The organism is Paenibacillus sp. GCM10027626, assembly GCF_042676285.1.
Lineage (GTDB): Bacteria > Bacillota > Bacilli > Paenibacillales > Paenibacillaceae > Paenibacillus_Z.
On record NZ_JBHTHC010000012.1, the window covers coordinates 107814 to 131518 of the forward strand.

Here is a 23705-nt window from a genome sequence, read left to right on the forward strand (position 1 = left end):
TCTGCTCTCCTTGACTTATTCTCTTACTCCTCTTTCATTGTAGCATTGCCGAAGCCTGACGCACCATACCGATCAGCAGCCAAAGTCATCGGTTCCGGCTGATCCTTGCTCCTTAGCCATCTTCCCGCCATAAAAAAGACAAACTCCGCCAGCAAGATCGCACCGGCGACATCCAATATGACATGCTGCTTCACAAAGAGCGTTGAAGCAATGATCGACCAGGACATGAATTGAACCGCAATATGATTAATCCCGGCAGGGGAACGCCAGTCCGTCATTCCCTTCATTACTAAATAACTGGTCAGAACATGTATGCTCGGAAAACAATTAAATGGGGCGTCCGTCGCATATACGAATGCGACCAGGCTGTGGAGCAGTCCTCTATCGGAAAGCTCCGGCCTCGGCACCGTCGTCTGAAAAAAGAAGTAAACGAGATAAGACATTACAAGACCCAGACATATTGCGAGCAATGTCCGGTAATACACCCGTCTTTTGCGAAAACAAAACAGAACGAGCATGCCGATTACATACGGGTACCATAATAAATACGGCACAATAAACAGCGGCCAAAATGGAGTCCGATCATCCCATGGCATAGCGAGATTGTATACGGTTCCGCTTTCGTTATTAAGCAGGACATAAAAAATGTTCAAGGCCGGAATGGCCAGCATCCACAACAACGGCTTATAGCCCGCTTTTAACCTGATCATGCCGACGCACCGCCTTTTTTGCGGCATACATAGACAAAAGCCGGGGGCACATTCATCGGGACGAACTTGATGTCTTCGATCACAAATTGCTCGTTAAGCTGCCGCTTCATCTGCTGCGAGTATTGAAAGGCGACGAACAAACCATCCTCCTTCAGCGATGCGACGGCCTGCGCCATAATATCGTCCCGCAGCTGTTGCGGGAAATTGAAAAACGGCAATCCGCTTATAATGCAGTCGAGCTCTCCAAGCCGCTCCCGCTCCAGTATGCGCTGCAAATCGCGGCAGTCCGGATGGCAATCAAAGCCTGGATACTGCTGCGCCAGCCGCTGGCGCATTTGTCCATCCGTTTCAAACACCAGTACCTTCGCCTTCTTCTGTGCGGATGCATGAATAAATTTCGTAATCGCTCCGGTGCCGGCGCCAAATTCCGCGGCGCAGCATACCGTATCCCATGAAATTGCATCGACCATCGCTTTAGCCAAAAATGGCGAGCTTGGCGTTATACTTCCGACTTGCCCCGGCGATTTCAGAAATTTAGAAAAGAACAGAAATTTCTCATGAATGGATTGTTTTAAATTCAGCATTTGCTTATCTCCCGCCTTTGCCTTTGCTTATGAACTTGCTCTAATCATAAGCAAAAATTGTGTAGAACTTTTGGGGGAGATTCTGAATTAATTCTGAAGAAAAGCTGCGTAAAACGGCCTTTACTGCCTTCGTCCCTTTGCCGCGATAGGCTCCGACGCGCCAAAATAAACATTTTGCCGCTGCTCCAGCTCGATTGCTGCAGCATCGTCACTGTACTTTACTTGCAGCGTCAAGCAGAACGGCGTCTCAATTAGCCGAATCGTCGCTTCAAGCGTATTCGCCTGTAGCCAGGTAAAGCTTCCTACCGCTGCTCGGGCAGGCGCGCCCAAATAGCTGGTTGTGCCATGTACCCACTTTCCGCGGCCAAGCTGAAAATCGAAGCGGCCTTGCTCGTTAGTCAAAGTCAGCAATGCCGTATCCATATCAAAGCGCACTGCAAGAGCTGCATGATGCCCGGTATCTAGCACATATTCAAAGCCGGACACAGCCGTCTCCAACGCTGAGCTCATTTCATGGCGAGGGGGCTCAATCACAAGCTGCCCCAGCTCGCTTCGCAGCGCATGGGCAGCCCCCTTCCCGTCGTCGGGCAGCGGCGCCGCGGGTGCAAATGCCGGCAGCACGTGCTCCCATACGGCATTAAGAATCGCTTGCATATCATTGTCAGCACTCGTAATGGCCATTACAGCATCGTGCTCCGGCATAATGATGCAGAACTGGCCGAAAGCCCCGTCTCCGCGATAAACCCCATACCGGCAGCGCCAAAATTGATATCCGTATCCCTGCGCCCAATCGCTGTCGCCTCCATTTCCATTGGAAATATGTACAGAAGACGCTTCTTCCACCCAGCTCTCGGAGAGCAGCCGCTTTCCTTCCCATACACCACGCCTCGGCAACAACATGCCCATGTCTGAGCAGAATGAAGCTGTGAAGCTCCTGCCCGCTTACAGCATTTACAAACTCTCTTATACCGCCAGCTGCCACACCCTGGTCTTCCAAGCGGCCGCGCGGCAATCGTTTAGTGTCCGCCATTCTCCATCGCCCTCCCGATTAGGTTTCAAATCGTTCTATTAAGCCTCATGCACTGCCCCCGGCTGCAATCTGTTTTTGAACTGATTGGGCGAGCAGCCGTGTCTTCTTTTAAACATCTCATGAAAATGCGCCCGGTTCGGAATTCCTACCGCATAAGCAATTTCCTCAACGCTCATCTTTTCGGTGAGCAGCAGCTGCTCGGCCTTTTGAACGCGCTTTAAATTGACATATTCCGTAAAGGACAGCCCTACCGCCTTTTTGAAGGTACGGATGAAATGATGGTAACTCAAATTGATGAGACGACTTGCTTCTTCGACAGTCAGCTTTTCACTCAGATGCCGGTCGACATAGGTCAGCACAGGCTCAATAACCTGAAACTGCTCTCCCCGCTCATACTGCATCACATTGCGGCAGTCGCCCCGCACAAGCTGCAATATAATCGTCTTGACTAAAAGGGAGACGGAAATCTCGTAGCCCTTCTCGCGGCGGTTTACTTCTTCATAGATGTTGCGGATCGCTTCTGCCACCTGTCGCTTCACATCGTCATTCTCTTGCAAAATATAATTAAGGCTGCTCAGCGGCTGCAGTTGCTCGCGAAACAGCGACCAATACATCACGACCGACTGATCGAAATGCGCAGACAAGTCAACCTGAAAAACAAGATAATTTAGCTCCCGGCTTAATTGGCGGGTATAATGCAGCTGCGAAGAGCCGAGCAAAGCTACCTCGCCTGTACGAACCGTCCAGCGTTCCTCGGGCACAACCACCTCCATCTCGCCCTGCAAAATAAGCAGAAACTCAACTTCCTTATGATAATGCCAATGCGGATGCGATTGATCCGGAGAGGCCGCTTCCTGCCTTTTATCCAGCTTGGGACATACAATTTCCCAAATCTTCAAACATAGAAAAGGATTTTGATAGTGAACATTTTCATGATGGGCGTTCACATCCTGACCTCCGATCCGCCGTCTAAGCTTCATATTGGAAATTATACTGTATTTTAATGCATTTGTAGACAAAAAGACGCTCAGAAGGTAAAGAGGAATCGCTGGATTTGTGTCCAGTGGGGAATCGGACCTGCGGAGGGGTATCGACTAATTGTGACAAGTATGAGCGGAGCTGGGTGGACCGTAGGAGACCCAACCCGTTCCCTCTGTCTGAGAAGCGATCTTTGTTATAACCTGTCAACAGTACAACTTGATCCTGAGACCACTGTGGAATTAATATCCTCTTGATTGTTAATCTGTCGCGGTAGTTGGGTTTCCCAATTCTTTATAAGCAGTTTTTCTAATTGACCAACGATGCTTATTAATTCATGCTGCAACCGTAAATGACCCAGCAGGATATCGATTAAAATCCGCTTCGGCTGATCTTTCTCCATTTCTTCCTGAAGCAACTGAACGGCTCCCTTCAGCTCCTCTTTTCGCGTATTCGGCGTAGCTAACTCCTTTATAGTAGAAATAAGGGTTTCAAACAAATTTCTTATTTGTTTGGTGACCGGAACCGATGCTCCCTTCAATCCACTTTGTACATATTCGGAAATGACCGAATACTGCAGGAGTTGTGGACGTTCGCTTTTCAAAATGCTTTCCACAATATCGTCTATCCGGTCGACAATGAATACCGCAGCGTTTTCCAGATTCAATGGTTGGTTCAAAACATTCGAGAAATGCGTAAATTCCTTCACCATTCCGAGGTAAACGGCAACCATATCCCAAATATACTTTTCCAGCTGCTGTCCATAAACTGAAAGCAAGCTCTCCTTATAATAATTCAACTGACGGGCTCTCAGATGGTGACAGAAGGGAATGAATTTCCCGCTTTCTTGCATCGGCAGATCCTGATATTCTTCTATGCTGAAATTTAATTCAGCAAAATATTGCAACTGGAGCGACGTTCCACGGATAAATCTGTCTCTTGGCGGTTGGGTTTTATCTGCATTTATCATTTCTGCTTTGTCATACATTTCCTGGACACCCGAATAATAGACCTCGATCAGCAACTCTTCTTTGGAGGGGAAATATTTGTACAATGATCCCTTGGCGACCCCGCAATCATTCGCAATATCCTGCATTGAAGTCGACATATATCCTTTCTCTGCGAAGAACCGCATGGCGGAATCCATAATCTTCTGCTTAAGTAAACTCATTTGATTACCTCATTTCAAAAAAATATTGACATTCGAATTATATTTTACAATTAAGTACATTTTTCAATTGAACCCACACTAATAATAAGAAGATCTTTATAATTATTCAAATCATATCACAGGTTCCCTGCTTCGTTCGCCTTAAATGGAGCCGAAAGCCACGTACCGATCCGACAGGCGGCCATAAAACTAGAATAGGACAGGACATTGAGGAGGTGCATATCCTCCTTATACGCAGATTGAAATTCATGGATCAGTTCGTCGTCAATTTGATAGGGAGCAATGGCGGTCAGTAGTGCGAGTCGGGCTGCGATTCTGGTTCGTCCGGCAAGCGACGTTACCGCTTGCTCCGCCCATTTACGGCTAATTCCGGGTTCCTCGCCCATCCATGCATCAATATGTTGCTTAACAACCGTACGTGCTTCTTCTGTTAATATCTGTTCCCCTGCACGATTCACAGCATCCGCAAAAGCAGCGAATGCGCAGCGGATATAAGGGTGATGTTCCACCCACCAAAAGTCGTCAGGCAGCTCGGATTCGGTCGCAAACACCAGCGATGCTCCCGGCTTTCTACTTTTTCGGACAGAGGAAGCAAAAACAATAGCCACTAACCGCTGCAACAGCTTTTTCAATAAAGTGTTTCTGACGGGTATCGGCGATTTATTCGATAAAAGCACGTCGACCATTCGCGTAATATAATGGTTCGTCACAACTGTCCCGATTATCTCGGGCGCTTCCTGAATTGTGAAAGGTGGATCCAGCAACAAGGACGAGCCGGGCGACCGTGTGGCTAACGCCCATTGCACAATCGATCTCATCTTCTCATCCGGGATGAGGTCCACCTCATCTCTGTTGATTTTTTGGGCAACTTCATTATTACCGGTGGCCATAAGCAGCATACTGTGTGCATCCACGCAAAAGGGACACTGATTGGATTTGGCTACCGCGACGGCCACTGCCTCCTTGATGCTTCTTGGTACTTTGCCGACCATTTCCGTTTCTCTCATAGATGACCATAAACCCGCCATTAGCGAGGGCGAGAGGGAGTGGATGATGAAAATATCCCCTACAAAGCCAAAGTCGTTCCGGATTTGTCCGTACATATCATACAGCATCCCTTTGGCTGCAGAGACAGGGGATGGTTGGATGTACTTTATCATTTTTTCTTTCCTCCTTCTACAACTGCAAATGCATGTAACGTCATTATCGCTCGAAAATGACCGTATGGTTTATTGTAAAACCAAATGGTCAAAAATGCAATGCAACGATTTCATCGAATGTTATGAGATTTCCCCTCACCACCTAAAATCATTATCAGGAAAGTATTGACAAAGCACTCTTACGTCGCACATACTTACCTCATGACTAATTAGTTTATAAAAAAACCCATAAGTCATATTATGTATCAAAACATGATGAAAGGAAGGTTAGAAAACATGTCGTCTCAACAAGCAGTGCCGTCCGCTTCCGATTCACCGTTCTCCGTGAGATCGATCCTCGCGCCGCTTATAACCGTCATCTTTGGAATGTTCATGGTCATTTTAGACAGCACGCTCGTGAACGTCGCTTTGCACGAATTGGAACAAGAGTTGAGAAGCACATTGTCCACCATTCAATGGACAATTACCGGTTATACGCTCGCACTGTCTGCCGTCATTCCGATCGCCGGCTGGATGATGGATAAGTTCGGCACCAAACGTATTTTCCTGTTCGCGATCGCGTTATTTACAATCGGATCGGCCCTCTGCGCAACGGCTCAAACGATCGAGCAACTCATTATTTACCGGATCATTCAAGGTCTCGGCGGCGGAATGGTCATACCGATCGGAATGGCGATCATATTCCGACTTGCGCCTCCTGAAAGACGTGGGGCTGTGATGGCCATGATTGGGATACCGATGCTCATCGCTCCTGCGCTTGGTCCGGTCCTCTCCGGTTGGCTGATCGGATTTGCATCATGGCATTGGTTATTCTGGATTAACGTGCCGATTGGGGTCATTGGCGTGCTGATCGGAATCAAGTACTTGCCGATGTTCGAGCAGAATAAAGCACTTGCATTGGATATTCCCGGTATGATTCTTGCCCCGATCGCATTTACAATGTTGGCCTTCGGCGTCAGCGAAGCCGGGAAAACGGGCTGGACGTCCAATCTGTCGTTATCTGGACTCCTTATCGGCGGAATAGCCCTTCTGCTCTTCATTATTGTCGAGCTTCGCCATAAGCAGCCGTTGCTAGAACTGCGCGTGTTCCGTTCTTCCGATTTTACGCGCGGCATCCTGTTGATGTGGATTGCTCAAATTTGTTTATTCTCTGTGACGATTCTTGTTCCGCTCTTTTTGCAATCCGTTAAACATTTCACGCCCTTGCAGACAGGCTTGACCGTTTTACCACAGGCAATTGCCGCGATGATTTTCATGTCGATCGGAGGTAGCTTGTACGATAAATTCGGTGCACGTCCGCTCACGTTAGCCGGCTTTTCGATTGTAGCTGGTGCATTGTATTTATTTTCATTAATCGATCTGGAAACCCCTACTATCATGATCATTGTGCCATTATTTATGATGGGGACAGGAATGGGACTAACGGTTATGACGTTGGAAACCTATGTGCTCAGTTCAGCCCCTCCAAATCTCGTTAACCGTGTCACACCACTGACAACGGCTACGCTGCAAGTAGCAACCTCATTTGCGGTGGCGGGACTAACCGGTTTTCTCACCTTCAGAACGGGGGAGCATGCAATGAATGCTGGACCGAACAATAATACGCTAGAAGCGGCAATCACAGCCTATGGAGATACCTTCCTGCTCTCGGCTGGTCTTGCCATTGTCGGGGTGGTAATCAGCATCATTCTTCGCAAACCTAAGGTGGAACCCAAGGATGAATTAATAAGTCCAGATCGTGTAAGCTCAATAGGAACATCTGATTGAGAGACTTTAAAATAAACACATAAGGAGTGGTGGAAAAATGGAGAAAAGTAAAACCACAATGATACAGGGGAATCTTGTTGGAACTATGTTAACCGTTAATCTAGCCGAAGATGTACGCGATTTTTACAAAGAAGTGGTAGGCTGGGAGGTAATGTATTGATGGAGCCAATGAACTACGAACAAAACAGCGGTGCTGTGATTGAATATCCGGCCTGCGCCTTTTGTGGACTTAGTCAAATGTAATAGGTTTTAAGCAAAAATATTCGAGCCCAAGGAGAGTGGATATGAAAAAACGTGCACATAAAACATCGGCGTTATTAGCATTTATCCTCATCTTAAGCTTCCAGATTTCTACCGTTGTATTTGAAGCTTTGGGAGATCATGACATAATAGCGACGGTGAAACGATTAATCCTTTATGGCTTTTTTGTGCTAATACCGTTATTGCTGATTGCTGAAATCTCCGGCCGATCGTTAGCAGGAGGCGCTGAGCATCCTCTCATCCTGAAAAAAAAGCAGCGTATGAGGCTGATTGGCATTAACGCAATTATTATTCTGATTCCGTCAGCTGTTGTTTTGTATCTATGGTCCAATGCCGGGTATTGGGGAAATTGGTTTGTCACGGTACAAGTCCTTGAAATAATGTCTGGTATCACGATTGTATCGCTCATGGGACTTAATATTCGAGACGGTATAAAGTTGCGGACATTGAGGAGCAAAGCATAAACTCCGCATGTGAATCGGTAAGTCCATACAAAGCAAACTAATGCTTATAGGGGTAATATCCCAAGCCCATCAGGCTAAATATCGCACCCCCAAAAGGAAGAAAATTAAATTTTTTCCTTTTGGGGATTTTACATTCTGATGGCTATATGATAGGAACCCCAGGTCAACAATACCAAGCCAAAAGGCTCATATCCTTGGGAATGATTAAGAGTCAATCCTATGATTGGGAAAATACCCGTAAAACCTGATAATGTTCATAATTAATATATCGGTATATTGGTTTATCAGCATTTTCTATATTTCTCGCTTTTCTTAAATTATGGGGTTTTGATCTGTATTTGTAAAATATACTCCTCGAAACATGAATATCGGCAATCGGACATTGTTCAATATTACCTTTAGTTAAGGGAGTGTCTCTTTCACGGCAACGGCATATCGGTCAATTCGGTGCTGACGATGTAACCTCGCTCATCGATGAAATTGATATAATAAGCTTTTGCTTTATCAGGCAGATCTGTCTCCAGCGGCAGTTTGTATAGGTGCCCTGATGCATCGCCAGCTTGCTCACTTGTCTGCCCGTTAGCTTGCCCGGACAGTTTATGGTCTTCCGTCCCTTTTTCCGGCAGCTCGAGGATCGCCTTGTTCCATACGGGACGAAGCCGGTCGGCTATGTTCAGTGTGTAATACATTTCCACCTTCACGATCGGCGCCGCCGATTCAACTTGTACGGCAACCTTACGGCTTGCCTGCCCCTGCCACTCTTCATGACGGGTAATACGTGCAAGCGGCTGGCCTTTCCCGACAACACTGTCAGCGAAAGCGTAAATTTCCGGGGGTTGTACAGCGGTTTCCTGATTATGCGACATGCCCGGATGAATGCTAAGCACGGCATGTTCTTTAACGATTCTGTATGACTTCGTAAAGACAGTCAGCGGAAAATGTCCATCGTTGTCCCCATTGACCCATAACATCGGCAATTTGGCTTTTCTCAAATATGTCGATGGCTCCCATAGCTGTATGAACGCTGTTTGTAAGTCCGGGGACCAACTGCGGTAAGCATCGCCAAAATAACTTTCTGATTCATAAACAAATCCGCTGCCATAGACGGGAATGGCAAACTTGAACCGCTCGTCAATGCCGCAGACGATCCCGGTTAATATGCCACCCCAAGAAATGCCCACAATGCCAATCTTATCGGGGTTGACCTCCGGCAGCGTACGGAGCAGAGAATGAGCCCGCACAACATCGGCAACCGCATGATAGGTCCACTGCTCCTCTATCGGCTCTCCAATATCCTTCCATACAGCCTGATTGGCCGGTCCGCCCGATTCATGCGGCTTATAGGTTTTCAACTGCTCATCCCATTGGGGGATATGACCTTCCAGATCCATTGCAATGGCGGCATATCCCCGGGCATTCCACTTGCGGACCCAATCGGCGTAAGCGGTGCCCGCACCGCCATGTACAAGCACTACCGCGGGGACTTTCTGTCCTTCGTGCCGTTCAGGTATGCCGATATAAGCGAATACTTTTGTAGCTTTACCCTTATAGGGGAGAGCATCATAGAAAAGTGCTTTTAAATCTTCCCCTACATTATATTCGGGAGCATATTCAAATCCTGGAACCTCCATAAATACCTCGCTCTCCCAGGGAGTTGTACGCTGTTCCGCTCCTCCCTGCATATAGATGAATGCTACTGCGGCTATCGCTGCCTGATAACAAGCTTCTGAATTATTCTGAAAAGAATCTATATAGAAGCTGAGATGGCTTCAAACCGCTCATATGCTGCATCCCATTTCTCCTTCTCCAAAGGCTCGTACTTGCGGCTTGGGAATGAACGGCGAATGATGGCTGACCCTTCTTCAAAGCTTTGTATGCTTCCTGCCGAGACAAATTGGACGAGCAGATTGCCAATTGCGCTCGCCTCTACGGGGCCTGCCCAGACAGGCCGGCCGATCGCATTTGCCGTAAACTGACACAACAATTCGTTTTGAATGCCCCCGCCAACCATTTGCAGGGTGGAGTAGGACTCCCCAGTCAAGCGTTCAACCTGACCTAGTACTTTGCGATAACGGAGTGCCAAGCTCTCCAGTATGCAACGGACTACCTCACCTTTACTCCCCGGCGGCTTCTGACCTGTACCCAAACAAAAAGCTGCGATTTCTTCTTCCATGTCCTGCGGGTTCATGAATCTGAGGTCATCCGGGTCAACGAAGCTCCGGAACGGTTCAGCTTCACTCGCCAAGCCGACCAGCGCTTCATAAGAGGCCGTATCTCCCTGAGTCTCCCATTTTCTTTTGCAGCGCTGCAACAGCCAGAGACCCATAATATTTTTGAGCAGCTGATACATGCCGCCGATGCCGCCTTCATTCGAAAACTGCAGGCTGCGCGCCTCTGGACTGAGCAGCGCTTCCGGAAGCGTTGTGCCTAATAGCGACCAGGTACCGCATACCAAATAAGCAGTCTTGTCTTCGCCTCCGCCAATGACCGCAATGGCGGATTCAGTATCATGCGAAGCAACGGCAATGGATCGGATCGGCGGTACGCCCAGTTCCTGACACACCTCATCGCTCAAGCATCCGATTGCTGTGCCGGGTTGAACCGGATCAGGAAACAAGGAAACCGGAATGCCCAGTTGCTTCATTAAAGGTGCATTCCATCGTCTCGTCGCAGGATTCAGCAACTGCGTTGTCGTCGCCATGGTAAACTCACAGCTCCTAACCCCTGTCAAAAAATAATTCAACAAATCCGGCGTCAGCAACAGCGTCTCCGCTGCAGCCAATTTCGGAGAGCCTGTTTTCGTCATTGCATACAGCTGATAGAGCGTATTGAAAGGCATAAATTGCAGCCCGCCCTCCTGATACAGCTTTTCTTCCCCGATCATAGTAGCGAGCTCGGTTACAAGCCCCTGTGTCTGATTATCCCGGTAATGATAAGGATTGCCGAGCAGCTCTCCGCGAGCGTCCACCAAACCGAAGTCGACGCCCCATGTATCGATGCCATAACTGTCCGGTACGACGCCCGTCGCACAGGCAATCCGGATACTTTTCTTCATTTCGCGCAAGATCGTCAAGATATCCCAGTATAAATGGCCGCCAGTAGCGACCGGCTCATTCGCGAACCGGTGAACCTCCGTTACCTGAAGCCTCTTCGTTCCATCTGTATGGACAATAAGCTCGCCGAGTATGGCGCGGCCGCTTCCGGCACCGAGATCAAAGGCAAGTGCAGCAGAATTCCGTATCACCTCCTCACACCTGCCTTTATTTCATTTGTTGAAGCAGCTTGATCCGGTATTCTTCACTCTCAAGAGATGCAATTTCCGCCACTTGCGCTTCGTCAAGTACAGACGGCTCACTGCTCACGGCATGTGCGGACAGGTACACCTTACAGCTTTCGTCTACAATCTGCGTTCGATAATACGCTTCCCTAAGGTTCCGTCCGGTTGTGACCAATCCGTGATTGCCAAGTAAGATGGAAGAGGCTTCGCCAGCTTTCCCGGCCACGGCAACCGCCAGCTGTTCCGTCGTTGGCAGCACATAAGGAACATAAGCAGTTCGGCCAACGAGCGCAGCCTGGTCAGGGAACATAACCGGCAGCTCCGTCTCCACCAATGTGAAGGCGATACATGACGAAGGATGCGTGTGAACGATCGCCTCAATGAGCGGATTAACGCGGTAGGCATACAGGTGAAGCAGCACTTCCGAAGACGGGCGCAATCCGTTGTCCGTTATGGCTCCTGTAGAAATCTCGATCTCCACCCACTGGCTCGCCTCGATTTCCTCCACAGCAAATCCGCTCGGGGACAAATACATCCAATCGCCTGTACGGGCACTAAGATTGCCTCCTGGACCGACCACGAGCCCGCTGCTCGCTATTTTGCGCGCGTAGTTGCACAGTTCGTTTCGCAAGTCGGCATTACGCATGAACATCAACCTTTCCAAATTCGATTTCATAGTCACAGGATGGCATGGCCAGCAGAAGTTCGTACTCATCCTCACCAACAACTGACAATTCCCCGGCATTTACACTCGGCTTCGTATGGCTGCGAAATTTCAGCGTCCCGATTCCCGATGCATTTGAAGTAACCCGAATTCGCTGCGCGTCCATATATACGGCGATTTCGCCATCCGGGGTCGGGACCTTTCCTTCCATCCAATCAAGCCCGCATAGCTTCGGCTCCACCCGATAACGGGAATAGCCCGGTTCCGTTGGTTTCACACCCAGCATATATTTTCCGATCAGGTAGATTGGTGCGGCTCCCCATGCATGACACAAGCTCTTGCGGAACTTGTCGCCATACATATCGTACTGCAGTTCAGCCGGCAAATCAGGGTCATATTCCTCCCAGAAGGTCGTGGCTCCCAGGTCGAGCATACCGCCCCAGTACTGGCGAATTTCTTGGAACACATGATCGTGCTCGCCCAGCAAACAGAGTGCATCCAGCTCAAAAAAACGCATAAATGGCGTGTTGATTTGTTGCACCGTGTCGTTCTTCAGCACCTTCTCGCGCACTGCTACCCGTTGACCTTCGTTCAAATAATCGAAGCGAGCCGCAAAAATGCTTGGATACTTCAACAACTGACGATTCAACTCCCCTTCATGCCGTCCATGAATCAGACCGCCCTGTTCATCATCCCAAAACAGTCGGAAAATCGTTTCCTTTAGCTGTGCAGCCAATTCGCTGTATCTGGCTTTTTTCTCGCTGTCCCCAACTTCCCCGGCGAACAAAGCCGCCGCTTCCAAACTCCGGCAGAGCAGCAGCTGTTCGGCTGCCAGCTCACCGCGACGCTCCATCGGCGCCCAGTCGATGAATACCCAGTCCTCCGGATAGCCCTCCAGCATCCCCGCTTCATTGCAGCGGTTCAGACAAAATTCCATAAGCGATATCAGCTTCGGATAGCTGGATCGGATAAACGCGACATCGCCTGAATATAGATAGTAATCATGAAGGCTCAAAAACCAGTACAAGGTGTAGTCCATGATCGTATTAATGTGAAATTCTACCGGATCCTTGCCCCGCAGTGCAATCATTGTACGCTTGGTGACATCCTGATCGAAGAACGAATAGTTGTTGATCAAAAATCCGAGATTCGCGTCCCCGCTCCACACCCAACGATCCCGTTTCATCCCGTCGTAAAGAAACTCCCGCATGTTGATGTGCAGCGTACGTGCCGACACTTCCCAAATTTCATTAAGGCGTGAGTCGGAGCAGTTGAACCCGCCGCGTCTTTCCATTAGCAAGTATTCGTACTGGTGCTCTACCCGTCCGTAAGAAACGCCCGGATCTTTCTTGATCTGGATGTAGCGGAAGGCCCGGGTAACAGATGTTGCGAGATCCAGGGGTTCAGAGCTGTCCACAGACAGAGTATCAAAGGTCTCAGCCCCTTCCCCGGCCATCGCTTCTTCCAGTGACTCACCGTAGTACAAATGAATCCTGCCTCGACCTGCCGCTCCCAAAAAGGTGACCGTTCCGAACGTTTCCTGTCCAAAATCAACAATCACCCCTTCATCGGTTTCTGTAATAGCAGCAGGTTGAATCGTTTCATAGTGAAATGGAAAAGCTGCCGGCGGATGCACGATATCATCAAAATGCCAAGATGCAGCAGGCACCCACTTGCCGTTGAGCGCAGTTACCTCCCAGGTTCCATCCGTGCCGCAGGTCTCTCCTGATGCGAACATGGCGGGAATTTCGCGGTCATTATAGACATTCACCGTCAATTCATGATGGCCGGCAGGAATCTGCACACTTGTGATCTGCGTCTTCTCGTACGGAATTGGTGTCATGCTGCCATCCATAAGCAAAACGAAATCACCTTGTACGGACAAGGTTAGCAGCTCCGGCTCCTCAAGCTCGAAGATCTTGCGGAACTTAACGCTCGTATAAGCGGCATCGAGCCGCCAGGAGGGGGGACAAATGTAGCCTCTGAACTGTCGCAGTACGGAAACCTTCTGATGAAGCCATATCTCATAATCGTCCGGATACCAGATCCAGGTTGCCCGATGTAGGTTGTCATGCATTTCTTTACCTCTCCCTTAATCCATAATTGTTGCGAAACATTCTGCCTGAAACTCGTAGCAGCCGGAACCTGCCCGGAAGAACGCGGCCTGATCATCGCGGCTGATAAATGTCCACCCTCTGTTTACCTCGTCTTCTTCCCGGTCAAATGAAATTAGAGAGCCGTCAATCCATATCGCCGAGTCCGAGCAGGCGGGCAAGCGGACTTCTGCTGTACAATTAACAGGAACCTCGACCCGTAATATGAAACGCTCCTCCGCAATTTCCCAGTCGCTCGTAATCCGGCCATATAAGCTGTCGTAGCGGCACCTGGCATGAGCAAACCCGCCGCCAGGGAACGGACGGATGCGGAAGGATTGAAAGCCGGCCTCACGCTCATCCAGATCGATACCGAATAGGAAACGGTATATCCACTCCCCAACAGATCCCAGCGCATAGTGATTAAAGGAGTTCATTTCCGGATCCTGAAAGCCCTTCTCTTCCGTCCAGCCGTCCCAGCGCTCCCATATCGTCGTCGCGCCGCGGCTAACCGGATACAGCCAGGATGGAAAGGCTTCCTGCAACAAAAGCCGATAGGCGGTTTCCGCCTCTCCAAATTCGGACAACAACGGAAGAACATAACTGACGCCCATAAATCCCGTCGTCAAGTGCCAATCCTGGTTCTGGATATTGTTCACCAGTCGACCCATTGCCGCTTCTCTGACCTCTTCCGGCAGCAGACCGATCATCAGTGCAAGCACATAGGCTGTCTGAGTATTGCATGCGATTCGTCCCTCTGCCTGAACAAACCGCTTCTGAAACGATTGCTTCAGCCGCTCGAATAGAGCCTCGTAGCGGGCCCGATCGTCCACTTTATCCATTTCGCCGGCCATCCGCGCCATCAGCTTGACACTGTAAGCGAAAAATGCGGCGTTGATTAGTGCTTTCGGCGTTTCGGCCCCATAAGACAAATGATCACCAAAGCTCTCGGACCGGCGAATCAATTCCTCGTCGCTGTCGCACACCAGCCAGTCGATCCAACGAGCCATCGCATCATAATTCCACTCAATAAATCGCCGATCGCCGTAGACCCGGTACATCGTCCAGGGCAAAATAACGCCGCCATCCGCAAAGAATACATGGCCTCTTCCGAAATGCTCCACGAACGGAGCGACATCCGGAAAGGCGCCGTCTGCTCCTTGGCCGTCGCGGATATCGGTCAGCCATTTCGTATAAAAGCTAGCACAATTCATGTTATAAGTAGCGGTTCGGGCAAAGGCATGCGCATCTCCTGTCCAGCCGAGCCGCTCATCCCGCTGCGGACAATCGAGCGGAATGCCAAAAAAATTGCCCCGCTGGCTCCATTTGATATTATCCAGCAGCCGGTTGACAAGCGGATGAGAAGTGTGAACCTCCGAGATTTCCCTGGCGTCCGAATGAACGACAATTCCGATTGCCCGCTCTGCCGTTAAATCACCGGGATCCCCCTCAATCTCCACATATTGAAACCCGTGATACGTGAAACGCGGCTCATAGCACTCTTCGCCATGCCCGCTGGCAATATAGGTGTCCGTCTGTTTAGCGGTACGCAAATTAGTCCGGTACAGACGCCCCTCCGGGCCAAGCTGTTCACCGTAACGCAGCGTGACCCGTTCGCCGCGCGCACCCCTCAGTTTCAGTCTGAGCCAGCCGACCATGTTTTGCCCCATATCGATGATATGAAGCGATTCGCCGATTCGGGTTATCGACTGAGGCACGAGCTCTTTAATCGGCCGGATAGCCGGACCCTGTTGCGCCGACATCTTTCCTGTCGGCTCTTGCTCCAGAGCCGTGACAGACTCCCAGTTGGTCGGGTCAATAACCTCCAGTCGCGCATCGTAAGTCTCCCCCATATAAATGTCTGCTGATACCACTGGACTCCTGGCGGCCAGCCAATCCTCATCTGTGGCAATATATTCCTGGCTGCCGTCTTCATAGTCGATCCGTATTTCCGCTCGGAAGGCAACCTTTGTTCCATAGTGATAGGGTCCGCAAATACCTAGATGGCCCGCATACCAGCCGGAGCCGACGACGGCCTCCAGCAAATTGTCGCCTGCCTGAAGCAGTGATGTGACATCATAGACTTGATACGGAATTCGCTGGTGATAATCCGTCCAGCCTGGCGCGAAAACATCGCTGCCGACCGCCTTGCCGTTGATGCTGCTTTGATATATTCCAAGTGCAGAGATGTAGAGCCTCGCAGCCTCAATCGGCCTGTCGATCCGGAAGGATCTTCCGAAGACTGGGCATGGCCCGTAAGCAGTATTGACCGGATAAAGAATTCTTTTGTATACCGTCCAGTCCCCTTCACCGAATGTACCAATAGAGACCACATCAGCCCATTGGCTATCATCCATGGATACGGATACCCACTCGTATTCGTTTCCTGGATGCCCGGCCGTTTTCCATCCGGTTTCATCGGCGTACAGCTCGCTCCTCCCATCTGCATAGACGAGCGACAGTACCGCAACGAACCCCTGCTTTTCACAGTCTGTGCTGCAGGCAATGACGTTCTGTCCCTGCTGCAGCAGACTGCCTACATCCAGAACGACCGATTGAAGATAAGGATAGTAGAGCCCTTCGTCATGACCGTTCACATAGATGCAGAGCGAATCAGCAGCAAACACATGCAGCTTCGCTTCGACCGGAAGCTCGCGGCCAATCGCAAAGCAGAGTCTGAAATAACGTTTGTCACCATTCACAGAAGGATTCTCCTGACTCTCCCGTACCAAGGGGCGCTCCCAGAGGACGGGAACGCCTTTCAACAAATCAGGTTCCGGCTGAGGTTCAGTCAGGAAAGGTGCGGTAATCCACCGCCCCCTCCACTCTTCCTGCGCAAGCAGTCCCATTTCCCAGTAAGCGAAGTCGCTCCAACTGCTCTCCTTGCCGTCGCGGTCCCAAACCTTGACCTTCCAATAATACCGGCTGCCTGATTGCAGCCCCTTCCCGCTGTAGATAATGTGCTGGGAATCACCCGATACAACGATGCCGCTGTCCCAGCAGTAATCAGGTCCGTTATGCAGCATTTCCACGCTCTCGGCGACCAGAATGCGGTAAGCGCTCTGAAATTCTCCCCGCCGGTCCGCTTCCATCTGCCAGCTCAAAGCGGGCTGGGTGTTATCAATGCCAAGCGGATTTTCTTCATAATCGACGGTCAGCTTACTTATGGTTATCATGAGGCCATTCTCTCCTTTGGGCTGTTAACGATCAAGGGACAGCAGCAGTTTGCGCAAGTAGGCTGTAATTTCCGGCGATTTTCCCCCTTGCAGCAGCGCTTCGATCTCTCCTGAAGGAATCGAGTCAACAAGATGGACAAAGGATTCCATCGCCAGTACGCCTTCCCGAACCGCTTCCAGTCCGTCTTCACGGTAAGGATACTGATCGATTGACAGCCATCCTTTGTATCCTGTACGCTTCAGCCAATAGAAAAATTCAAGTGTTTCAATCGTATGGATGCTGCCCACGATCATATCGTCATCCCAATGACGGAAATTATCATTCATATGAACATGAAAGAGCCGTTCGCCGTATTTCTTGAGCATGGCTACTGATTCCGCTGGCGTCTCATAAGCATTGAGCGCATGGCCAAAATCGATCGTAACCCCGATATTATCCGTTCCAACCTCCTGCGCCATCAACAGTGAAGTGGCAACAGTACTCAAGTAACTGTGGGTGCGCGGTTCCTTCGGCTTGTATTCCAGGCTGATGTTCACGTCCGCCCGATAGCGGCAAACCTCCAGGAGGCCTTCGGCGAACCAGTCGCGTTCCTGGATGTAATCAGCCTGAAACAAATAATCGTAGCCGTCCTGGCCCGGCCACAGCGAGATGAGGCTTCCGCCGAGCTCTACTGCGGCGTCAATCATCTCTTTCGTATGAGCAATAGCCGACTTGCGGACTGCATGGTCTTTGGCTGCGAAGCTGCCATTCTTCCATTTCATCTGGCCGAAATGATCGGGAATGATCGAGACGAGCTTCAATTCATACTGCTCCAGCAATCCTTTTAACTGCTTCACATTGCTTTCCGTCACATGCCAGGATCCAATAAGCTCTACGCCATTGACCTGAGGAATTTGCGCCACGCGCGCAAACAACTCTTCAATGGTAAACGGCTCCGCATAGCCGCCTGTCACATAACGATCTGAACAGCTTCCCACGTTCGATAAAATAACCGAGTAATTGTTCATAATTGCTTCCTCCTGTAATGAATGCATGTAATAACTGGCTCATCTGGATCTAAACTGACGGAATCAGTAAGCCAGCTATGAATTGGGCATACCAGCGGGACAGAAAATCATTCGGATGATTGATATTGTTGCCGGTCATATCCGCAAATCTCTTGTGCTGCAACAGTTCTTGGTGCACATTTGTCATATCTGCAGTAACGATGCCCGTGCCATGCAGCGCTATCTGTTCCAGCTCAGCGATATAGTCCGGCTGTTTACCCAGAAAATCCGTCTCCGGATTGGCCAGCGTCGTCCCGACAAGCACGAATTCCGCATTCGGATTGGCGCTGCGAACCGAACTTATCATCGCCTCGATATGTGCTTTATAGGTGCTCGGATGAACACCTGTTCCTGCTCCGTCATTCATGCCAAAGGCTATCATCACCAGATCGGGATGCTCCGATGCGACAAGCGTTTGTACATGCTGCATCCCCCATTCCGAATTTGCACCGCCGAGCGATGCGTTGACGAGTTCAATCGAAGAATCATACTGCATCTCCAATGCCTGCTTGACCAGTTCACTCCACGATCCTAGATAGGGAGGCGCGCCAGTAAACCCGCTCGCATTCGCGCCAACTGCAATGCTGTCGCCATAAATCGCGATCTTCAAGGGGGAACGGGCATTAAGCTTGCCGATCGTCTTCGGCAGTCCGCTGTCCGCGAATAGCGGTTTCGGTCCCGTCCAGACATTAGGGGCATGTTCATACGTAACATTGATCTGCCGATCATGAAAGTAAGATCCCTCGCGATAAATGACGTATCCGCCGCCTTTTTTCGGCATCGTCTCGAACGTTGCTTCCTCATCAGGGTACATCTGCGCATACGTCATGAACGGGATTCGAGAATTAGCCGTCAATTTGAGTTTCCCTTCACTAAAGACCCAGTCCCGGCCTTCTTCATAAGTCAAATCATGTCTTGCATTGCGTACCGAAACGATGTTCGTGGGCGCAAACAGCAGGCTAGCCTCCGGCAAACTGCCGTCCTCCGAAATCATGAGCACCGATTCGTCGTTCATCATGTTGCCCTGCCAGAACGGCTTCATCGCCTTCTCCTCCTCCCCAGCCGCTGAAGCCGCCGTCGTATAACCGATATAGTCAAGCTGGAATTGCATCCCGCTCCACGCTGCTCTTCCTTGCGCCGATCTGTAGCCGATTTCAATCTTCGTAATATGATTCTTATATCCCCATTGACTAATATCCAGTTCAACCCGGTTCCAGGTGTTTGGCGTAACAGGTATAACCTTCTCCAACATGTTTGAACCACTATACAATCGCACGCGGGTTTCATAATTCTCGCTTATCCCATTAAATTTGTAGCCGTTAATAGAGTAGAAAAATGTTGAGGCATCCGCCATGTTGAGAGGCTGCTTCGGTACAATTTCTACCGTCCGCCAAAGGTTTGCTTCAACCGGCGATGCATAGGCGATCAGCGAATATGATCCTAGATACGGACGTTTCGGCTGGTTCAGAAAGTATGTTGCGGCTCCTGTTACGATCACATTATCCTTGGCTGTCCATCCCTCTGTCGACCGTTCGAAATTATATAATAGACGGGTCCCGGCCGGAATCTGATCCATGCCGTCATCTTGTTGAACGGCCCATGTCTCGCGAATGACCGTGTCCCGATATTGCAGTTCTATGCCCATAGCAGTTCCGATCGGAGGTGGCGTGTATCCGGTTACGGATAAGGCGACCGTCTTCGACTGACCTGGAGCTAATCCGTCTACATTCAACGTGTCCTGATTAAATGTGATGCCGCCAAAGCTTCGCAGATTCACATTTCCCTGAAGCGTTACAGTATCCTGGTTCTTTACCGTAACTGTATATGTGCTCCCTATGGCCGGCAGCAATGAATCAGCCGAAGCAGAGACATCCAAATTGACGAGATCACTATCCGCTGCATTCATCGCCGTGAACCGTACATCATCGATTTGCAATGTGCCGGTCCACGCATGGTTGGCAGGTGATGAAGCCCAAATTTTGATCTTGTCAATGCCTGCAATTCCGGACCAGCCTGTGAGTGGAAGCGATATGGATTGCCAGCCCTGCGAAGGGTCGAGCCTTGCGCTCCCTTCAGCGACCTTGTCCCCGCTGTACAGCTTCACCTTCACATAGTAAGGATCAGCCGCGTCGGTACCTCCCAGCTTGACAGCAGCATTCAGATAAGGTGTTGTCGTCGCATTCAGTGCAGCAGGGAATCGTTTAGCGGCACCAGTCCATTGTTTAATCAGCGATGTAAAATGCACCTCGAGCGATCCGCTTCCGGTATATGGATTGTTGGTAGTGCGGACTACAGATGCAACATTATCCGCCCTCTCCCAACCATCGGTACCGGACTCGAATCCGTCCCCTGTTCCGCCTGCCGGTGCCGAGCGGTTGAGCTGCATATGAAGTACCTTGGGCTCTTCCCGCAAGTCAAGCGCGTTCGGGTCGAAGCCGGGAATAATTTCGTTCCAATCTGCGATCCCGATAATTGCTTTCGCAAAATTCGTTGCCGCAAGCGATTCCGACGTATCAATCTTCTTAAAGACGTCATAGATCGGCTTTTTCTCCCCTGGAGGGTTCATCGCAAGCTCCGGGATTGCTTCATCCCATTTCCATAAACCGGGCTGCATGCCTTGCGCTTTGTAATCGACATGGCGATGAAGCATAAACGAATCAACACCGTCGATGAAGTGCATCTTGTAATAAGCATACGCATAAGCAGCCGCCTGCTCGGCCAATGATGATGCCGAGTAATCCGGAGAATTAAAGCCCTGCTCGGACAATATAATTCTGCGCTGCTCACCGTCTACTTTTAGCGCGTTCTGCCCCAGATATTGGTCCAGCACCTCTAGATTTTTAAACGTGATTTTCGGGGTATCAAAGCTATTCTTTACATGCAAATGATCGTTCCACGTATCCGGGTTGAGCATATTTTCCGGATAAGGATGATAAGCCACATGCCAAGGGAAATCTCCGCGCTGCTTCGTCAGCGCATTCAGCTTATCAACAATGTCGCGCCCTTTATAAAACCTTGTGGAGGGCTGCGGAATGTACGGCTCATTCCACCCGTTATCGAGTGAAATATACACACGTGCACTGCTGGAGTGCTTACGAACCGCCTGATAAGCAATTCTCACGGCCCTCTCATATTGTTCTACGAACTGATCCACCGTCTTGTCGCCCATGTTCTGCCAGATCCATTGGGAGTCCACTTCATTGCCGACAATATATCCGAGCGCTCGCCCATACTGCTCATCTTCGCGCGTATAACGTTCACTAATAAATTCCATAGCGGCTTTATAATGACTCACACCGGCCTCTGATGCCGTATTGAAAGCATAGATCGAGCCTTGCCCCCGGGCTGCATCAGGATGAACCAGCACGTCAGTCGCCAGCGTCTGATCGGAAGAATCAAGCAGAACGAGAACGAGATTAACAATAATGCCTTGATCGGACAACGGTTTGATCTGATTATCCAGCCACTCGAAATAGGATTTGCTGAAATAATAGGTTTTACCTTCGACCTCATATTCGATCGTGTTGGAGGGATTCGAACCGTCTCTCAGCATGCCGTAATTCAAGGCGAGGGTCATGACAGCATGACGGATACCCAACTCCTCCGCGTCGTCTGTCATCTGCACTTCCAGCCCCTTCTTGGATGATACGACCGGATATGGAAAAACATGCTGGGCCGGGAATGTAATCGTTGCCGCCGACTTGGGTACATCTACAAATAACGGCGTATCCGGGCTTTGCGGGTTCCCCAATGCAACTGCAAACCGGGCATAGTAAAGATCACGTTCCCCCTCATAGCGAGGAATGGAGAATGTGAAAGTGCGGTTGGCCGGCACTGCCATCGTTGCGACCGGGGCGAGCGACTTGACAGCCGCTTCGCTTTGATGCGGCTTCAATGCGTATAGGGACAGCGTCCGCCCGGTGATATCTTCTTCCGGATTGATCGTACCTGCGACAACGACGGTATTGGCATCGACGGATACCGAATTTACTGTACCGGCGTAATCAAAAATCGGCGTTTCGCCATCCAGACTTTGTACAGCATGAATATAGTCGATATAAAATTGTGGCAGCGGCCAATACGGATCCGGTGCGTTAGGATGATTATAATGATCCATCGTATGCAGAAAACCGATCTCAAGCTTGTCGATGGAACCGCGCCCCGGCCAGCCGTTAAGATCAAGTCCGATCTTATTCCAATTATTGTTCTGAACCTCGACGATTCCTTGAATCGTGCTGCTGCCGCTATAGGCCGTTATTCGCGCATAGTAAGGCTCCTCGTAGGCGTAATAGCCCCTATGGTTAAACGCCATCATCAAATAACGCGCATCGGACAAATCCAGCGGCTCTCCAAATGTGCGCGATACGGTGCGCCAAACATTATTGGGCTGATTCGGCGTTCCTTCGGCAATCAGAAATTTCGTTCCCTCAAAGGCGGCGAAAACGTTCCATGAGTCGCGGGTATCAACCATAACAGCATTTACATTTTCTTCTGCCTGCCATTTTGCGGCAGAACCTGCCATCTCAAAATCATCGATAATAACAGCCGGCGTACCGAATTGCTGAACCGTCCGTGTATTTGGGGTCGGTTCGACCGTTCTGTTCTCGGCATGGACATAATCGATATAAAATTCGGGCAAGGGCCAGTACGAATCCGGCGCATCCGGGTGATCGGCATGATCCATCGTATGCTGAAAGCTGATTTCCAGCTTGTCAATCGCCCCTCTTCCCGCCCAGCCGCTTAAATCCAGACCGATCTTGTTCCACCAGTTGTTACGCACCTCCACGATGCCTTCAATCGACTTGCTTCCGCTGAAAGCCTTCATTTTCACCAAATAAGGCTCCGCATAATCGTAATAGCTGCGATGATTCAAGCCCATCATGATATACCGCGACCCAGATAGATCCAGCGGTGCGCTAAATGTCCGGTATACCGTGCGCCACACGTTGTTCGGCATGTTCGGTGTTCCTTGTGCAATCAGAAATTTCGTTCCTTCATAAGCGGTAAATGACTGCCATGAATCATGGGTATCAACCATGACGTTATCTACATTCATCCCGGCATGCCAATTATCGACAGAGCCTGCCGTCTCGAAATCATCGATGACGACTGTCGACGTATCGAACTGTTCAACCTTAATGGTATTTGGCGTCGGTACCGGAGCTGCTCCCCCTGCCTCTGCTCGCCCCTCTCCCCAACTGTTCATAGAGGATGTAATCAACAGCATTGATGCAAGCGTGATCCGAAATAAAGAGTGAAACCTTTTCAATCGCATTCTGCTCATCATTTGCATACTCGGCCTCCTGTCATTCTATTTCGTGCG

15 protein-coding genes are annotated in these 23705 nt (G+C 50.0%); 2 read left to right on the forward strand and 13 right to left on the reverse strand.

Translation table 11 applies throughout. The annotated features are described in order from the left end of the window. Positions 1–23 precede the first annotated feature (23 nt). From ACFQ0N_RS22395 to ACFQ0N_RS22420, 6 genes are all read right to left on the reverse strand, one after another. Complete coding sequence (locus tag ACFQ0N_RS22395; protein WP_379330386.1) at positions 24–710, reverse strand: phosphatase PAP2 family protein; 687 nt, start codon at positions 708–710, stop codon at positions 24–26. Beyond that, positions 707–1294, reverse strand: coding sequence for a class I SAM-dependent methyltransferase (locus tag ACFQ0N_RS22400; protein ID WP_379330388.1), 588 nt, complete (start codon positions 1292–1294; stop codon positions 707–709). Before ACFQ0N_RS22400 ends, ACFQ0N_RS22395 begins: the two co-directional genes overlap by 4 nt. A gap of 120 nt (positions 1295–1414) precedes the next feature. Continuing rightward, positions 1415–2188 (reverse strand): hypothetical protein, encoded by a 774-nt coding sequence (locus tag ACFQ0N_RS22405; protein ID WP_379330390.1) that lies wholly within the window; start codon positions 2186–2188, stop codon positions 1415–1417. Positions 2189–2362: 174 nt separating this feature from the next. Further along, positions 2363–3271, reverse strand: coding sequence for a helix-turn-helix domain-containing protein (locus ACFQ0N_RS22410; RefSeq protein WP_379330392.1), 909 nt, complete (start codon positions 3269–3271; stop codon positions 2363–2365). Between the two features lie 227 nt (positions 3272–3498). After that, positions 3499–4473, reverse strand: coding sequence for a TetR/AcrR family transcriptional regulator (locus ACFQ0N_RS22415; protein ID WP_379330394.1), 975 nt, complete (start codon positions 4471–4473; stop codon positions 3499–3501). Positions 4474–4589: 116 nt separating this feature from the next. Continuing rightward, the gene (locus ACFQ0N_RS22420) at positions 4590–5633 is read right to left on the reverse strand and encodes a carboxymuconolactone decarboxylase family protein (protein ID WP_379330396.1); all 1044 of its coding nucleotides are present in this window, start codon (positions 5631–5633) and stop codon (positions 4590–4592) included. A gap of 276 nt (positions 5634–5909) precedes the next feature. On the opposite strand from ACFQ0N_RS22420, the gene ACFQ0N_RS22425 reads away from it, so the two are divergent. Continuing rightward, a complete protein-coding gene (locus ACFQ0N_RS22425) occupies positions 5910–7400 on the forward strand; it encodes an MDR family MFS transporter (RefSeq protein ID WP_379330398.1) in 1491 nt (496 codons plus the stop codon). A gap of 284 nt (positions 7401–7684) precedes the next feature. Continuing rightward, entirely contained in the window at positions 7685–8125 is a 441-nt protein-coding gene (locus ACFQ0N_RS22430) for a hypothetical protein (RefSeq protein WP_379330400.1), read from the forward strand. Positions 8126–8544: 419 nt separating this feature from the next. Here ACFQ0N_RS22430 and ACFQ0N_RS22435 read toward each other — a convergent pair whose 3' ends face one another. From ACFQ0N_RS22435 to ACFQ0N_RS22465, 7 genes are all read right to left on the reverse strand, one after another. Beyond that, positions 8545–9756, reverse strand: coding sequence for an alpha/beta hydrolase family protein (locus ACFQ0N_RS22435; protein ID WP_379330402.1), 1212 nt, complete (start codon positions 9754–9756; stop codon positions 8545–8547). Positions 9757–9872: 116 nt separating this feature from the next. Further along, positions 9873–11369 (reverse strand): rhamnulokinase, encoded by a 1497-nt coding sequence (locus tag ACFQ0N_RS22440; RefSeq protein WP_379330404.1) that lies wholly within the window; start codon positions 11367–11369, stop codon positions 9873–9875. A gap of 16 nt (positions 11370–11385) precedes the next feature. Then, the gene (locus ACFQ0N_RS22445; protein WP_379330406.1) at positions 11386–12048 is read right to left on the reverse strand and encodes a class II aldolase/adducin family protein; all 663 of its coding nucleotides are present in this window, start codon (positions 12046–12048) and stop codon (positions 11386–11388) included. Beyond that, on the reverse strand, positions 12041–14143 hold the full coding sequence (locus ACFQ0N_RS22450; RefSeq protein ID WP_379330408.1) for an alpha-L-rhamnosidase-related protein: 2103 nt from the start codon (positions 14141–14143) through the stop codon (positions 12041–12043). Before ACFQ0N_RS22450 ends, ACFQ0N_RS22445 begins: the two co-directional genes overlap by 8 nt. A gap of 15 nt (positions 14144–14158) precedes the next feature. Further along, complete coding sequence (locus ACFQ0N_RS22455; protein WP_379330410.1) at positions 14159–17335, reverse strand: family 78 glycoside hydrolase catalytic domain; 3177 nt, start codon at positions 17333–17335, stop codon at positions 14159–14161. Between the two features lie 24 nt (positions 17336–17359). Next, a complete protein-coding gene (locus ACFQ0N_RS22460; protein WP_379330412.1) occupies positions 17360–18343 on the reverse strand; it encodes a sugar phosphate isomerase/epimerase family protein in 984 nt (327 codons plus the stop codon). 49 nt (positions 18344–18392) lie between these two features. After that, the gene (locus ACFQ0N_RS22465) at positions 18393–23669 is read right to left on the reverse strand and encodes a DUF5722 domain-containing protein (RefSeq protein WP_379330414.1); all 5277 of its coding nucleotides are present in this window, start codon (positions 23667–23669) and stop codon (positions 18393–18395) included. Positions 23670–23705 lie beyond the last annotated feature (36 nt).